The following is a 16122-nucleotide window of genomic DNA, read 5'->3' as shown; positions in this document are numbered from 1 at the left end:
CACTAAAAATTGCAGGAAAACCCGATGGTGTACGATCGCTGCGCCGGGTAGGCACCGTAATCGATGCCCTGTTGCAGCAGCGACTGTGCATAGGAGCTCACTTCGGGGTCGAAGCCGGAATAGTTGGTCAGGGTCCAGAGGTTGGTACCTGTCACAAAAAGCCGGGGACTCTGGATCGGGCCGAGTCTCGGGAACGTGTAGGAAACGGTGAGCATTTTCAGGCGGGCGAAACTGCCGTCTTCCAGCATCACAGAGTTGATATCTCCCGAGGCGATTCCACGCTGCACACCCGGATATTTCACATTATTATGCGGCCGGGCCTCGGTGTAGCGGTGCTGGTACCAATCTTCCGACTGGTTAAACCCTACCCCACCGTAATCGACCACGCCATTGCTGATGTAGAAGCGCGTGAGATTGAGCACATCGTTTCCGACCGATCCTGTAAATAATGCATTGATTGACAGATTTTTCCAGGTAATATCATGACTCCATCCGAAGGTAAAGTCGGGCGTGGATTTGCCGAGTACCACACGATCGTCGGCGGTGATGATCCCGTCGCCATTTACATCCGAATATTTCCATGCGCCATAAAGCGGGTTTCCTTTCGAACCGGCAGGCGCCGGGCCTTCGAACGTGGCGAATTTCGGGTTACCATTTGCGTCAAAATCGTCTTTCTGACTCAGGCCGTCTACCCGGTAGCCAAAAAACTTCCCGACTTCCTGCCCCGGTACCAATATCCCCGAAACGCCTCCGAGCAGGTTACCATTGATGCTCACATAATCGGGTTGGGTGCGGTCGCCGAGGTCGACGAGCGTATTCACGTTCCGCGAAATGTTCACACGCGTCGAGTACGTTACATTCTTTTTCTGGATGATATTCCCCTGAATGCTGAGCTCCACACCGCGGTTACGCATGGTGCCGTAGTTGTCGATGATCGTGCCCACACCCGATTGTGTGGGTACCTTGCGTTGTTGCAGCAGGTCGGACGTGACTTTGTTGTAATAATCGAAACTAAGCACGATCCGGTCTTTGACGGCATTGAAATCCACCCCGACATTGAATTGCTTCGTGCGCTCCCACGAGAGGTTCGGGTTAGCGATCGTATTCGGGAAAATACCGGTATTGATCACGGACCCGTCGCCTCCCGGCCCCATTTCGTAGAAACCCGCGCTATACAATGAAAGCGACGAGTAAGGCGAGATGGCCTGGCTGCCCGTTACACCATAAGAGGCGCGGAACTTGGTATTCGTAATGAACGTAACGCCTTTCATAAACTCCTCCTGATCGAGGTTCCAGGCGAGAGCCACCGCAGGAAATATGCCGTATTTTTTGTTCTCCGCGAAGGCCGAGGCGCCATCGGCACGCACCGAAGCATTTAATACATAGCGACCTTTGAAAGAGTAGTTCGCGCGCAGGAACCCGGATTGCAGAATGCGCTTTTCCTTGTACGAAGCGATCACCTGTGACGATGCAGTACCGATATTATCGACCCCGAAAAAAGGCACATCGAAGCCCGAAGAGTTGGTGTTGACGAATTCAACAGTCTGGTCGTTATATTCCACACCCAGCGTTGTATTGAGGTAATGGTTCTTTTTGAACGTCTTTTCGTATTGGAGGTATGAGTTGAAGTTATAGCTATACGTATTGGCCGTATTGTTGCTGCCCTTTCCTTTCACCTGGTTACCCTCGGCCGTCGATGGCGGCAGGAATACTTTCCGGCGTGTGAGGTTCTGGTTTCCGGCGAGGCTTACCACGAGTTGCAGGCCGTTCGCGATTTTGAAGTAGTTTTCAATATTTAAAATCGAATAATCGCTCTGGGTTACGTCGGTCTTCGCCATCAGCTCATTGTAGGGATTGGAAAAATAATACCCCTGGTAGTTTGGAATACCTAGACTATTATTGCCCAGATAATCTTTTTCCAGCGTAGGCGCGGCGCGCAGCCCGTCCATGAGCCCGCCCGAGCTTGGCCATGCGCGCGAGGCCGTTACGGCGCGGTTCGTTTTCTGGCGGCTGAATGACAATTGTCCTTTCACCGTGTACCAGTTATTGATCTCGTTGTTCAGGTTGACGCGCAAGCTTGCCCGGTCGTTATCCGAGTTGATGATCGTGCCCTTGTCTTTGAGATAATTGCCTGAAATGTAGTATGACGATTTGGGACTGCCTCCCGAAAGGCTCAATGTAATGTCCTGCCGGAAACTCGGCTGCGTAATGGCGTCCACCCAGTCGGTATTCGTCATCGCGCTGTCCAGGTTTTCGAACGGCGGGTTGCGATCCGTCACGCGGAAACTTTCGTTGATCACCTCCGCATATTGCCGTGAATTCATCATCCGGATCGGGTTGGCTACCCGGCCGAAGGAAGTCTTGTTGACCAGCTCCACGCGGCCCTCGCCACGTTTGCCGGATTTAGTCGTGATCAGGATTACCCCATTCGAGCCCCGTGAACCGTAAATAGCCGTTGCGGAGGCATCTTTAAGGATTTCCATACTTTCAATATCGTTCGGATTGATACCGTACAGTCCATTTTGAGTGTAGGAGCCGTAGAAATTTGCCCCCGCTTCACGGTGAGGCGGCATCGGGAACCCGTCGATCACGTAGAGTGGCTCGTTGTTCCCGCTCAGCGAGTTGTTACCACGTATCCTGACCACCGCCGAAGCACCGGGTTCACCCGAGCTTTCGACCACCTGCACCCCGGTCGCCCGCCCCTGAATAGCCTGGTCGATGGTATTGATCACCGCCGACTTATATTCCTGCGCAGCTACCCGGGAAGTCGAACTTGCGAGGTCGCGCTTGCTCTGCGCACCGTAACCTACTACTACCACTTCTTTCAATGCCTTGGCTTCGGGTGTTAGCTGGGCGTCGTATGTGCTCAGGCCGGTAATGGCTACTTCTTTCGTCGTGAAACCTACAAAACTGTACACCAATATGCCGCCCTTCGCGGGTACCTTCATCTGGAAGGCACCGTCGGGTTCGGTAATGGCCTGGATCTGTGTTCCTTTCACCAAAACCGCCACACCAGGCATTCCCACGCCTTTTTCGTCCTTCACCACGCCTTTGATATCCCGTGCATCGGGGCCGGCGTCGGTAATGCCGCCGGGAGCAGGCTTTTGCGCAGTGGCCGAGTCGGGCGTTTGCGTCGCATTCTGCGCCGGCTGCGCTATTTTGGGATTGCCCGGTTGCGCGGGCTGCGCAGTGCTGTCGGGCTTGCCTGCCGGCGTTACCGCTTCCTGTTTATTCAATGAATCTTTCTGAGGGGCTGGCTTGGCCAGCGGATCAAAATTCTGCGAGGGTTTCACCAGTGGTGAGGAGGAGGATTTGGAGGCAGAATCTGTTGTATTTTGAGGCTTGGGGAGGGTGTCGGAGGCCGGTCGGGCTGATGCGGGATCAGGTTTCGGGACCGGGGTAGTGAGCGTATCGGGCTTGGTCTTTCGGGTGGAATCCGGCCCTGCCTGCTGTGCGCTACTTCGGGATATGGGGCCGGAGAACAGTAACAGAAAGAAACCGATCCTCAGGAAAATGAGCGGGACCGAACAAGGCACAGGCTCATTGACTCGTTGAGTTTTTCTCATATCAATCTTGGCTAAGTGACGGGACAGCGTCCCGGAAATAAAGTTGGTTAGCCCGTAACAGACAAAAACCATACCGCTATGTTTCTCCGGGTGATAAATCAGGCACTCAGCGCAACCACATAAGTTCGACAAAATGCATTAGAAATACATTTACATTACTAACCTATGCATCTATATGAGCGGGGTGTTGGTAATGCCCCGCGGCACGGCCAATGTCCGCATGATCGTAATTTTTCAAATATCTATGAAACGCGTCCTATTATTTTTGGAAACATCATGCTTCCGATTACATTTGTCAAAACGCCCGTAGGGGGCGGGTTTGAATTTTGCCAAGTTTTAAGGAGTGTAAAAAACCAACTTCGACCATGCGCCAGGAACAACTGCTAACCGCCGACTACATTGAGTCTCAGATCGGAAACGTAATCGAATACTACATCCGGTGGGAATTTGAAGAGGATCCTTTTTACGGTAAAGCCCGCATCAAAGGTCTGGTAGAAGACGAGACAGGCGGGTTGAAGATCATCTGCGATGTGATTGAAGGAAGCGACCTCGAACTGGCTTACGAACAGGAAGAAGTATTCATGTACTCCGACCATCACCCGATCTACGCCGGCCAGTTTCCGGAAATCTATTCAGCCAACTGGGTGAATACCGATGGCAAGAAGAAAAGACAGATTTTTATCGCCCCAGCCAATGAAAACGCCAAAGAATTCGCCATTTCACAGACGAATAGCAAGGTGGTGGTGAAGCGGATATATTAATTTTGAATGAGTGAATGATTGAATTTTGAATGAGCCGCTGTGGAACAGTGAATGGTCACTTATAGTCAGGTGTTGTGCTGTAATGAGAATACTATTAATGACTACATGTGACAACAAATGACGATTCTTGACAACAAATGACTATACCTGACTATTCACTCATTCAAAATTCAGTTCTTCACAATCCTCTTCGTCAGCACCCGATCCTCAAACTCTGCTTTCACAACGTACAGTCCTGACGGATAGGTCGTCAAGTCGAAGTTATAGACATTGGATGCTACCTCACCGGTAATGACCGTTTCCCTTATTTTCTGCCCTGCCACATTGTAAATCGAGACGGATTTCAGCTTTTCGGGATGCGGGTAAAACTGCACGGACACCTGCCCGTTCGTCGGGTTGGGCGTTACGAGGAATCCCGCTTCTTTCAGGTTCTGATTCACGGTAACGGTACGGATATTTATATCGTCGAGGTAAATATCGTTTTCGTTGCCGTTGGTATTCAGGAACGCAACGAGGATTTCGCCCTGACCGATGAAGCTGCCAATATTGATTTCCTCTGCCCGCCATTCGTTCACGCCCGGCGTAAATGCGGTACGCGTAGCCGCGCTGCGGGTAATGAGGCTTGATCCCCATTTTTTGTAGACACTTGTGTAAGTCTGTCCGCAATCTGTACTAATAAGCACCTGCAAGGTATCCCACACATTACCCTGGGCCGAAGCGTTGTTATACGTCGCGGCAGCCACCTGGAACGACACAAATGCGGAGTCGACACCGGTGATATTGACTGTCGGAGAGCGCAGGTAATCACGCTGGCCTACTACCTGGTTATCAAAGTTCCCGATTTTCACCGAAGCACTGCCGGTTTTGGATGCGGAAGTAGTTTTCTCCCAGGTCGAACCACCGTCTTCGTTCACAATATCCCAGCCCTGCGGCGGGAACAGCCCTTCGAAACCTTCTTTCACAGGCGCGGCAAACGGTTCGTAGTAAATGAAGTCGAGGCTCAGCGCGTCATTGGATGTATCCTCGTCCGCGCCTCCGTTCGGGTTCGAGGTCGAAATGCTGAGGACGTGGTTGCCTTCCACTGTTGTGAGGGCCGATAATGTCACAGTCGCTTCGGCGTAGGTGGCCAGCGAGCCGGTCCAGTTATAGGTTTGCACGGTACCATTGTCGATCACCGCGCGGATCGTCAGCGAAGTAAGCGTTTCGCTTCCCCTGTTCACGAGCGTGATCTGCGGCGTAAGCGAGTTGGTACAAATCCGCTGCGCGGGCTGACGGATCGCTTTCAGGGACGCGTCTTTTTTCTTCACATCCACCGGTGTACAGCCATTGGACATCGCCAGCAGCGAACGATAAGTATTGAACGCCGTTTCCATTCTCGCAACCTGCATTTTGGTAAACATGAATAAACAGGCGTCCGGCGTGTAATCCATATAGTTCTGGTACATAATGCCCGGCGAAGTGGTCGTACAACGGTCGGTAACGACGCCCGTCTGGCAGGTAGTGGTGCTGTTGCTTTGGTTGGGGGTATCGTCCACCTCGTCCGTGCCTGCGCAGGAGCCGTTGTCGTCGCCCCAAATGTGGTATAGATTGAAATAATGCCCTATTTCGTGGGTCAATGTCTTTCCCTGGTTGAAACCCGTGGCAGCTCCATTGGGCAGCGAAGCATAGTCGACGGCTACTCCCTGCTCGTCTTTCACGCCGTCGTCGGGGAAAGTGGCATAGCCTAATGTAGTGCCTGAAAGGTCGCAAATCCAGATATTGAGATACTTATCGGTGTCCCAGGCATCTGCCCCGCCTGATTCGGCGTGCTTTACCTGGTTGGTAGTATAGTCAAAAGAATTGCGCGTGGTGGTATAGCGCACGATCCCGGTCGAAGGCGCATCGTTCGGCGTGCGTTGCGCGAGGCAAAACTGAATGCCCGACTGCCCGAAAAGCGATTTGAAATAGGAAGGGACTTTATCCGCGCCCGCATTGGTGCCGGCGTAATCTTTATTGATGGTATCGAGCTGCGCCATGATCTGCGCTTCGGTTACCATCGACTGGCGGCTAAGCACGACGTGGAATACGACGGGAATAGTAACCAGGCCTGTGGTCCGCATGGTTTTACCCGAGGCAATTCTTTCGCTGATGAGCTGTTTGAGGCGCAGCTCCCGCTGATCGAACATCAGTTTGAGCGCGGGCTTGTCGGTGAACCGTTTTTGAAGCAATTCCATCGACGCGCAACGATCCTGCGCCTGCGCGGCGCCCGAGCTGATGCGGAGCAGAAGGAGAAAGACAAAAAAAGATTTGAGCAGAAGTATAGTATGTCGCATCGAAGTTTTCCAAGGAACTGAGTAAACAAATGACCGGCTAGTTACAGATAGCTTGCGGATTTATTCACCTACTACGAAAAAAAAGTACCTCCTGATGCGAATGCAATATTATTTAATTTGTTTTTAATTGAAACAAACCTCTTTTGGGGGAAAATTTGCCTTTTTCATGCAGGAAACGCCCGATACCAAAACCGTTCGCAAGATTATCCATATCGATATGGACGCATTCTACGCGTCGGTAGAGCAGCGCGATTTTCCGGAGTACCGTGGTAAGCCGCTGGCGGTGGGCGGCTCGCCTACCGGCCGGGGCGTGGTGGCAACGGCCAGTTACGAGGCGCGGAAATTCGGGGTACGGTCGGCGATGCCTTCGCGGCAGGCCATCCAGCTTTGCCCCCAGATCATATTTGTGCATCCGAGGTTTGAAGTGTATAAATCCGTTTCAAGAAGTATCCGGGAGATTTTCTCGCGTTACACCGACCTGATCGAACCCCTCTCGCTGGACGAGGCTTACCTGGATGTGACAGAGGACAAAATGGGCATCGGCTCGGCGATGGAAATTGCGAACCAGATTAAGAAATCCATTAAGGAAGAGCTTAATCTCACCGCGTCGGCGGGCGTGTCGATCAACAAGTTTGTGGCTAAAATTGCTTCGGACATTAATAAACCCGACGGGCTGACATTCATCGGTCCTTCCAAAATTGAAAGTTTCATGGACCAGCTGCCGGTGGAGAAGTTTCACGGCGTGGGGAAGGTTACAGCCGATAAAATGAAGGGAATGCAGCTTTTCACCGGTTCAGACCTCAAAAAACTGTCGGAGGATGAGCTGGTCAGCCGTTTTGGAAAGACCGGGCATTTCTTTTACAAGATCGTGCGCGGGCTGGATGACCGTGCAGTACAAACGCACCGCGAAACCAAGTCGCTCGGGGCCGAGGATACATTTACCTACGACCTCACCACGCTCGACGAAATGAACAAGGAGCTCGACCGCATTGGCGTTACCGTCGCCAACCGGCTCGAAAAGAACCAGTTGAAGGGCCGGACGGTTACATTGAAGGTTAAATTCAGCGATTTTACCCAAATAACCCGCAACCACTCTTTCGCCCATCCCATTGGCGACCTCGATACCATTACCGACACCGCGAAGCAACTGCTCGAAAAGCTCGATCTCGAAGATAAGGCCGTACGGCTGCTCGGTATCTCACTGTCCAACTTCCATGAACCGGAAGTCAAATCCCGGAAATACAAAGATCCCGAGCAGCTCGAACTCTTCCCGTTCGGCTCATAGCAGCAATGCGTCCACCCGGTGCGCCTGCACCATATTCTCACATTTTGACCAGGAAAATATCGTAAAGCGGCCGTCCTGCGAAGCTACCAATGCAATCGAATCGCGCTGGTCGTACACAAACTGCGCCGCCGACAAATGCCGCGTGCCCCCGTTTTGTACCGGATGCACCACCATCGCCGTGTTACCGATGACCGGTTCGGTGATCAGGATTTCCTCGACAGGCTTCGCTCCCTGTGCCCGGCCGATCTTCGCACCGAATGCGAGCAGCTCGTAACGGTCGTTTATGATCGTGGCTCCGTCCACGGCGGTCAATCCCGCCATATTGTGCACTGCCGAACTGAACTGGTTCTGCCAGGTAATGGGATTGGGATCTTCCACGTATTTGCGGTGCAGTTCGGCCAGTTCGGAGAACGGCGGCTGCACGTCGTAGGTAATCGGGTGTATGATCGAATCGCGCCAGCGTTCCTTCCCTTTTGGTACTACCAGCAATATACCACCGCGCTCATGGCTGCGCATGGACGCGGCCAGCTGCACGAGCAGATTGGGATAGTCACTCCATAATGTCGTGGATGAAAAGCCCATCAGCGAATTGATCAACGAAGGGCAGTCTTTCACCTTACGGCTTTCCTCGTTGACGATCTTCACCTGGTCGCCTTTCAGCACTGCCACATTCACGAATTTGCCGAAACCTTCCACCCGGCGGTGTTTCACGACCAGCATGCCCGGCTCGATCACTTCGAGCACGAAACATAACCCCGGAATCACCCGTGTGGTACCCCAGATGCGCAGTTCGCCGTCTTCGAGCCACACGCCCAGGTGTATGCCCGAGCGCTCTACCGCGGGCGCGAGCTTGGTGAGCACATTGGCGGTCAATGCGAGTTTTTCGGCGAAAACCAGCGGATGTTCGGCAGCTTCCGGCGGCAGGTAGGCGATCGAAACTTTCGGCGAACGCCCTTCTTCCCGGCGCAGGCTCGCCCAGAACGTCGTGTCGATGATCGTTTCAATGGTCCGGGCATCCGGACGCGGTGCGAGTTCCTGCTCGTAATATTTGGATACCGCCTCGTGGTGCCGCGCGAAATGGCTGGCGACGAGCCCGGCAACGGACCGGGCTGCCTTGTAAGTGGTTACAGGTACGGAATCGCCTGTTTCAAGCGAAAATATATCGGAATTCGTAATCATTGTCTGGCGGTTTACTTTTGAACAACGACTTGTTTTAAAAAGTTGGGTTCGGCGCCGATTGTCCTCTTTTTTCGTCTTTCTGCTCATTCGTTCCAACCTTTCATACGGCCCGGACATCGTACTTACCAGCGACCTGCCGGGAATTAATTAACGTCACGGACAGTTGTTTCGCCAGATAAGCGTTAATTTGCGCGTTAATCCGAAAAACCCGGTTTCGGCTTTTTTTACTTCCGGCATGCGGTGAGTATGCCATATATCCAAGAATGAAAACGTACTTCAGATTATTATCTTTTGCACAACCGATTGCCCGTTTTGCTGTCCCATACATTATTTGTACCCTGCTGGGAGTCGTATTCAATACATTGAACCTGGCCCTGTTGGCGCCACTGCTGAATACGCTGTTTCTTAACCAGGGCGGAGAGCTGGACCCAAGGCCTGAAAACGGCTGGCTCGATCCTACGGGCATGCTCAACTATTACGCGCAGCAGGCTAACCTGCATTTCGGGCCGCATGGTGCATTGCAGGTCGTATGCGCCGTAATCGTCAGCTCCGTACTACTTTCGAATGTCTTCAAATATTTCTCGCAGCGGATCATGGAAAACCTCCGTATCCACACCCTGCTGAACCTCCGCAAGCAAGTTTTTGACAACGTAATGGGCCTCCACGTGGGCTATTTCAGCAACCAGCGGAAAGGAGATATCATTGCGAAGATCGCATCCGACGTCGGCGTTGTACAATTCTCAGTTACCAGCACTTTGCAGGTGGTTTTCAAGGAACCGATGCAATTGCTTGCCTACGTGTTCATGCTGTTCGCTACTTCGGCCAAGCTGACGTTTTTTGCCATCCTCGTTATCCCTGTTTCCGCATTTCTTATTTCGAAGATCGTAAAAAGGCTGAAAGAACAGGCCGCGCTGGCGCAGCATTACTTCGGGTTGATGATCAGCTACCTCGACGAGGCGCTTACGGGAATCAAAATCATCAAAGCATTCAATGCCACCGAGGCTATTAAGGAAAAATTTCATTCGGAAAACATCCGCTATTCCGACCTCGGACGCAAAATGGCCAAACGCCAGCAACTCGGCTCACCGGTATCGGAATTCCTGGGTGTTACCATGGTCGCGATCATCGTCTTGTACGGCGGCTCGCTCATTATCGATAACAATTCGGACCTCGACGTGTCCAAATTCGTAGCCTACATCGGTATTTTCTCTCAGGTAATGCGCCCTGCCAAAGCATTGACCGAGTCATTCAGTACTATTCACGCGGGTATTGCCGCAGGCGAGCGCGTACTCGACCTCATCGACGAAAAACCTGAGATACAGGATGCCCCGAATGCGGTCGATATGCGGGATTTCAAAGAATCGATCCGATTGGAAAATGTGTCATTCTCTTACCCGTCGCGGCCGGTCCTCAAATCCATTAGTGTGACCATTCCAAAAGGGAAGACGGTGGCATTGGTTGGACCTTCCGGTGGCGGTAAATCGACTTTCATGGATCTGCTACCGCGGTTTATCGATACGGCAGAGGGCCAGGTGCTGATTGACGGCGTGGATGTGCGGCAGATCAAACAGGAATCGCTCTGGTCGATGTTCGGGCTCGTGAACCAGGAATCGATGCTTTTCAATGATACTATTTTTCAGAATATCGCATTCGGAAGCCCGGACGCTACGATGGAACAAGTGGAAGCGGCAGCGCGCATTGCGAATGCACACGAGTTTATCATGGAAACCGAAGACGGCTATTACAGCAACATCGGCGACCGCGGTATGAAGCTTTCAGGCGGACAAAAACAGCGTATCTGCATTGCCAGGGCAGTTTTGAAAAACCCGCCGATCATGCTCCTCGACGAAGCGACCTCCGCATTGGATACCGAATCGGAAAAACTGGTGCAGGAAGCGTTGAACAACCTGATGAAAAACCGGACTTCGCTTGTGATCGCGCACCGCCTGAGCACCATCCAGAGTGCGGACACGATTTTGGTACTGGAAGAAGGCAGGATCATCGAACAAGGCAACCACGCAGAGCTCATCGCACGCGACGGGCTGTACAAGCGCCTGATCGATATGCAGCAATTCACCGATGTTTAAATGGAAAACCGGCCGCTGATATCCATTGCCCTGTGCACGTACAATGGCAGCGCATTTCTCCGGGAGCAGCTGGATTCGGTCTTTGCACAGCGCTATACCCATTGGGAGCTGGTAGTGGTAGATGATCGCTCCACGGATTCGACACGGGCTATTTTGGAAGAATATGCGGGAAAGGATGCGCGCATCAGCCTGCATTTCAACGAGCAGAATCTCGGTTATAACAAGAATTTCGAAAAGGCATTGGGCCTTTGCAAAAGCGAGTTGATCGCCATTTGCGACCAGGACGATATCTGGCACCCCGAAAAGCTCGAAAAGCAGGCCCGGCTGATCGGCGACCACGCATTGGTTTACCATGATTCCGAGTTTGTGAATGCCGAAGGCCAATCCATGAACCGCCGCATTTCGGACAAGCTGAATTTTTACCGGGGCAGTGCGCCCGAGGTATTCCTGTTTTTGAACTGCGTGTCGGGCCACAGTATCTTGCTAAAAAAGGCGGTACTGCAAAAATCACTGCCGTTTCCGGAGGATTTTCACTACGACCAGTGGCTTGCATTCAACGCCGCCTGCCTGGGCTCCATCGATTTTGTACCGGAAACCCTGGTCCAATACAGGCAGCATTCGAGCAACAATACCGATATGCTTGCATTGAAAACGGCGGAGAAAAGCGTGGATCAGAAAGTGGCGGCATTGGAACAGGAAAGCAACTGGCTAGGGTTATGCGCACGGAAATGCACAGGCAAGGCGCACGGGCTGATCCATACACTATACAACCAGAGCCTCCGGCGCAACGATCGCTTTTTCGACGCGGCGTTTGGGATACTCATCTGGAAACACCGCGATACGTTGCTCCGGCTGCTAAAAAAGTCGGACACCAGCAAGTTTTTTTACGCGCTCCGAAAAGCATGGGGCGCAAAAGCTAAAATGACAGGAAAGTGAACAACCAACCCGAATCTGATATTCATCATACATCCTACCCGCTCGTTTCGATTGCATTGTGTGTTTACAACGGCGAGAAATACCTCGGTGAACAGCTCGATTCGCTTGTAAACCAGACATACCCGAACATCGAGATCGTCGTTTTGGACGACGGTAGCAAGGATCGCTCGCGCGAGCTCCTGCGCACCTACGCGGAGCAATACCCGATTTTCAGGATTTTTGAAAACGAGGTAAACCTGGGGTACGTAAAGAATTTCGAAAAGGCGATTAGCCTCTGCGAGGGCGAATACATTGCGTTATGCGACCAGGACGATATCTGGGACCTGGAAAAAATCAGTAAGCAAGTGGCCGGTATCGGCGATAACCTGCTGATTTACCACGATTCCGCATTCATGGACGAGCAGGGCCGGCAGATGACCTGGAAACGTAAGATGTCGGACATTATCCACCTCTACCGCGGCAATGATCCAAAGGTTTTTCTGTATTTCAATTGCGTATCGGGGCATAGCATTCTTTTCAAACGTGACCTGCGCGACGACTTCCTGCCATTCAATCCCGACCATTTCCACGATCACTGGATTGCCTACGTGGCTGCCAACCTCGGAAGCATTGAAGTAATCCCCGAAACCCTGGTGAGGTATCGCCAGCATACGACGGCTTCGACGGACATTCTCAACAAGCGGAAGAAGATCCGGAAAAATTACCACGAAAACAGGGACATTAAGAAGCTGAAAAAGGACCTGAAATGGGTACAGCAATGTGCTATGTTCGATAAAAACCGGGACCAATCATTTCTCGACCGCCTCCGTTCGCTGTTTGAAGAGCGGCTCGAATCGTTCTTTTCGTTTGAATACGCGGGTATCATCCGCGACAACTATGAGCTGCTATACTACATTCCGGTTTATAAAAAATCCAGCAAGCTGAGCTTCGTATACCGGCAAATCTGGGGTTTGCGCGCCAAACTGCTCTGGGCTAGGTTCTTTGCTCGTCCGGAAACGGAAGAATATGTAGATGAAGCTTCAAAAGGTAACGAAAAGCCTTGAAAACCACTTTATTGGACATTTGCTTCGTTTTGGCGGCGTGCCAGAGCATCGCCTGGATTTGCCAATAGCTGTATTTCCAGCGCATCATTTGCTCGATGAGCTTTTTGAATGACCTTTTTTCGATGTCGTACATTTCGTTTCCGCGCATCACGGAGGTTGTCAGCGGCAATGCGTAGCTCCATTTTTTGTGCAGTTTCAGGATCTGGTCCAGCCACTGCTTATTGAAATTCCCCTCCGAGGCGTGCTTCATCAGCACGTCGTAGGTTACCATGATCTTGTAATGGGGAAATACATTCAGGCAGAAATCGAGATCGTACCCGTGAAAGGCCCTTAGTACTTCGCTATCGAAGGGAAACCGGAGGGCGATATCCCGGCGCGTGCAAAACCAGAGGCCATCCACGCAAACCACCCGGCTAAGCCGCTCATTGCGTGGGTTATGATAGGCATGGATTTCCTCCTTCTCATTAAACTTATAGCCTTGAAGTACATTCTGGTAGGATCTTTCTTCGGAATGAAATTCCAGCTGGTACCAGCCCTCGGGCGCCAGTGACTTATAACCACCTCCGGCCACACCTACAATGCCGATACCCGGGTCCTGCTCAAAGATTTGCGCGACGACGCCGCCCCAATTTTCAGTCCGGATTTCGATGTCCTCGTGCATGAAACATACGAGGTCGAACCTGGCCCTTTGTGCTCCTTCGTTGTAAACGTCGCAAATCCCGCGATGTGCTTCGCGGTTGTCAATGGCGATTATTTCGTGAGGAATGCCAACGGTACTGCGGATATTTTCAGAAACTTTGGATAACTCGGTCTGATCAGCCGAGCAAATAATGATGGAGATCATGGCTTGTACTTGATTGCGGCCAAAAATAAGGCCAAAATCAGTAATAAGGGCGTCGCCGGCTTATTATTCCAGTAGAATATCACCACTTCCGGCATTTATAGGTAACCAAAATTAACTTTGCCTTTCCATGAAACGCGTATTCCTCCTGCTCCTGCTCGCCTGCGCAACGCCTTCGTTTGCGCAAGTCAAGTTTGCCCGGCTGTTCTCCGACCACGTCGTGCTGCAACGCCAAAAGCCGATTCCCGTGTGGGGATGGGCCAAACCGGGGGAAAAGGTGAAAGTGACTTTGGCGGGACAAACGATGGATGTGAAAGCCGATCCCGCCGGAAAGTGGCAGGTGAATTTCAAAGCATTGGAAGCGGGCGGGCCACATTCGTTGCAGGTAAGCGCCAAATCGGGTAATGCGACCGTCAACGATGTCCTGATCGGCGAAGTATGGCTTTGTTCCGGGCAATCGAATATGGAATGGCCCGTATCGGCCGCTAAAAATTATGAAGAAGAGCGTAAAAACGCCGAATTCCCGCAAATCCGTCATTTCCGCGTCGACCATGTGGTGACGCTCCAACCGGAGCAGGACCTGAAAGCCGGTAACTGGGAAATTGCCAATGCAAAATCAGTTGGCGGTTTTTCGGCCGTAGGCTTCTTTTTTGCCCGAGAAATCTATCAAAAACTGAATGTACCGATCGGGATCCTGCATTCGTCGTGGGGCGGCTCGCAAATAGAGGGATGGATCAGCAAAGAAGCGATGCTGGGCAATGACGAATTGCGTTCCTATGCCCAAAATCTGCCCAAAACCTGGGAAGAAGCAGACGCGATCATGGACAAGAAGCTTAAAAAACAGCTCTTCAAGAATGCATCCTACGACCCGACCTGGGAAGACGAAAAGAAATACCTTTCGCCGGATGTGGATCTCACAAGCTGGCAAAAAACCGCCGATGCCGTAGGGCAATGGGACTGGAAAGGGCTTATGGGCTTCCGTGGCAAGGGTTATATGGCCAAAGAGGTAGAGATAGCTTCCGATTGGGCAGCAAAGCAGACTACCCTTTCGCTCGCCGAGAACGACGGGCCTGTGGAAGTATATATCAATGGCAAACCGGTGTATGAAGGTGCCGCAAAAGGCCCGCGCAAAATCCAGCTTCCAGCCAATACCTGGAAGGACGGCAAGAATATCCTCATTTTGAAAACCGGAAACATGGTGAGTGCCGCATGGTTTGGGCCAGGACTAATGGGCTCTGCCAATGACCTTTATGTAGAAGACGGGAGCCGCAAAACGAACCTGGCCAAAGATTGGCACCTCATGCCCGCATTTGCAGAGAAGCACGAGTACGCGCACCTGATGAACAATGTAGGCACTTCTATTTACAATGCGATGATCGTTCCGCTGCTCCCGTTCGGCATTCGTGGCGCGCTGTGGTACCAGGGCGAAAGCAATGCAGGCCGCGCTTACCAGTACCGGCAGTCGTTCCCGCTCATGATCAACGATTGGCGTAAACTTTGGAACGACGAATTTTCGTTTTACTGGGTCCAGCTATCGAGTTTCGGCTCCGATAACGACAGTAACAAGGGCGCCAGCTGGGCCGAGCTCCGCGAAGCGCAAAATATGACATTGAGCCTTCCCAAAACCGGTATGGCCGTTACCACGGACGTGGGTAACCCTCTCGACATTCACCCGACCAACAAGCAGGATGTGGCACATCGCCTGGCTACCAATGCATTGAAACTCGACTACGGCCAGACTATCCCCTACGCCTCCCCGCTTTACGACCAAATGCAGGTAGACGATTCCAAAGCCATCATTTCATTCAAAAATGCGGAAAACGGGCTGCTTGTGAAAGACCGGTTTGGTTATCTGAAAGGCTTCGAAATCGCGGGCGACGACAAGGTTTTCTATTATGCCAAAGCGGAAATACAAGGTAACAAAGTCGTAGTTTCACACCCGAAAGTGAGCAAACCGGCATCGGTGCGCTACGCCTGGTCGGACGCGCCGGTGGATGCCAACCTGTACAATGCCGACGGCTTTCCTGCCAGCGCATTCCGTACCGACAGTTGGCCGGGCAAAACCGTGAATGCCCGTTTTGAATAACCTCCTTTTTTAATCTGATTTAAAGT

General features: G+C 52.0%; 10 protein-coding genes. 6 read left to right on the top strand and 4 right to left on the bottom strand.

Going from position 1 to position 16122, the window contains the following annotated elements; all coding sequences use genetic code 11:
- Nucleotides 1-2: 2 nt before the first annotated feature.
- Nucleotides 3-3566: a TonB-dependent receptor gene (locus BMW93_RS17795; protein WP_090379846.1), complete on the bottom strand. Its 3564-nt coding sequence runs from the start codon at nt 3564-3566 to the stop codon at nt 3-5.
- Nucleotides 3567-3931: 365 nt separating this feature from the next.
- Between BMW93_RS17795 and BMW93_RS17790 the strand changes: the two genes are divergently transcribed.
- On the top strand, nt 3932-4327 hold the full coding sequence (locus BMW93_RS17790; RefSeq protein WP_090379153.1) for a hypothetical protein: 396 nt from the start codon (nt 3932-3934) through the stop codon (nt 4325-4327).
- Between the two features lie 170 nt (nt 4328-4497).
- On the opposite strand, the gene BMW93_RS17785 is transcribed toward BMW93_RS17790, so the two are convergent.
- Complete coding sequence (locus BMW93_RS17785) at nt 4498-6639, bottom strand: M43 family zinc metalloprotease (protein WP_229240551.1); 2142 nt, start codon at nt 6637-6639, stop codon at nt 4498-4500.
- 166 nt (nt 6640-6805) lie between these two features.
- Between BMW93_RS17785 and dinB the strand changes: the two genes are divergently transcribed.
- Entirely contained in the window at nt 6806-7924 is a 1119-nt protein-coding gene (dinB, locus tag BMW93_RS17780) for a DNA polymerase IV (RefSeq protein ID WP_090379150.1), read from the top strand.
- On the opposite strand, the gene BMW93_RS17775 is transcribed toward dinB, so the two are convergent.
- A complete protein-coding gene (locus BMW93_RS17775) occupies nt 7919-9103 on the bottom strand; it encodes a putative sensor domain DACNV-containing protein (protein WP_090379147.1) in 1185 nt (394 codons plus the stop codon). The genes dinB and BMW93_RS17775 overlap by 6 nt on opposite strands.
- A 263-nt stretch (nt 9104-9366) precedes the next feature.
- On the opposite strand from BMW93_RS17775, the gene BMW93_RS17770 reads away from it, so the two are divergent.
- From BMW93_RS17770 to BMW93_RS17760, 3 genes are read left to right on the top strand one after another with little or no spacing between them, the layout of a single operon-like run.
- Complete coding sequence (locus BMW93_RS17770; protein WP_090379143.1) at nt 9367-11190, top strand: ABC transporter ATP-binding protein; 1824 nt, start codon at nt 9367-9369, stop codon at nt 11188-11190.
- Nucleotides 11191-12126: a glycosyltransferase family 2 protein gene (locus tag BMW93_RS17765; protein ID WP_090379141.1), complete on the top strand. Its 936-nt coding sequence runs from the start codon at nt 11191-11193 to the stop codon at nt 12124-12126. It abuts the gene before it with no gap.
- Nucleotides 12123-13169, top strand: coding sequence for a glycosyltransferase family 2 protein (locus BMW93_RS17760; RefSeq protein ID WP_090379138.1), 1047 nt, complete (start codon nt 12123-12125; stop codon nt 13167-13169). Before BMW93_RS17765 ends, BMW93_RS17760 begins: the two co-directional genes overlap by 4 nt.
- Here the strand turns inward: BMW93_RS17760 and BMW93_RS17755 are convergent.
- Complete coding sequence (locus BMW93_RS17755) at nt 13099-14013, bottom strand: glycosyltransferase (protein ID WP_090379135.1); 915 nt, start codon at nt 14011-14013, stop codon at nt 13099-13101. The two genes, BMW93_RS17760 and BMW93_RS17755, sit on opposite strands and share 71 nt — an antisense overlap.
- A gap of 127 nt (nt 14014-14140) precedes the next feature.
- On the opposite strand from BMW93_RS17755, the gene BMW93_RS17750 reads away from it, so the two are divergent.
- On the top strand, nt 14141-16096 hold the full coding sequence (locus BMW93_RS17750; RefSeq protein WP_090379131.1) for a sialate O-acetylesterase: 1956 nt from the start codon (nt 14141-14143) through the stop codon (nt 16094-16096).
- Nucleotides 16097-16122: the final 26 nt, after the last annotated feature.

This window comes from Dyadobacter sp. SG02, assembly GCF_900109045.1.
Taxonomy (GTDB): Bacteria; Bacteroidota; Bacteroidia; order Cytophagales; family Spirosomataceae; genus Dyadobacter.
This window is presented reverse-complemented; position numbering and strand designations above follow the sequence as displayed.

Excerpts from the sequence above, each read along its gene's own strand:
- BMW93_RS17795 (WP_090379846.1), bottom strand. The coding sequence starts at position 3,566 with ATGAGAAAAACTCAACGAGTCAATGAGCCTGTGCCTTGTTCGGTCCCG.
- BMW93_RS17790 (WP_090379153.1), top strand. The coding sequence starts at position 3,932 with ATGCGCCAGGAACAACTGCTAACCGCCGACTACATTGAGTCTCAGATC.
- BMW93_RS17785 (WP_229240551.1), bottom strand. The coding sequence starts at position 6,639 with ATGCGACATACTATACTTCTGCTCAAATCTTTTTTTGTCTTTCTCCTT.
- dinB (WP_090379150.1), top strand. The coding sequence starts at position 6,806 with ATGCAGGAAACGCCCGATACCAAAACCGTTCGCAAGATTATCCATATC.
- BMW93_RS17775 (WP_090379147.1), bottom strand. The coding sequence starts at position 9,103 with ATGATTACGAATTCCGATATATTTTCGCTTGAAACAGGCGATTCCGTA.
- BMW93_RS17770 (WP_090379143.1), top strand. The coding sequence starts at position 9,367 with ATGAAAACGTACTTCAGATTATTATCTTTTGCACAACCGATTGCCCGT.
- BMW93_RS17765 (WP_090379141.1), top strand. The coding sequence starts at position 11,191 with ATGGAAAACCGGCCGCTGATATCCATTGCCCTGTGCACGTACAATGGC.
- BMW93_RS17755 (WP_090379135.1), bottom strand. The coding sequence starts at position 14,013 with ATGATCTCCATCATTATTTGCTCGGCTGATCAGACCGAGTTATCCAAA.
- BMW93_RS17750 (WP_090379131.1), top strand. The coding sequence starts at position 14,141 with ATGAAACGCGTATTCCTCCTGCTCCTGCTCGCCTGCGCAACGCCTTCG.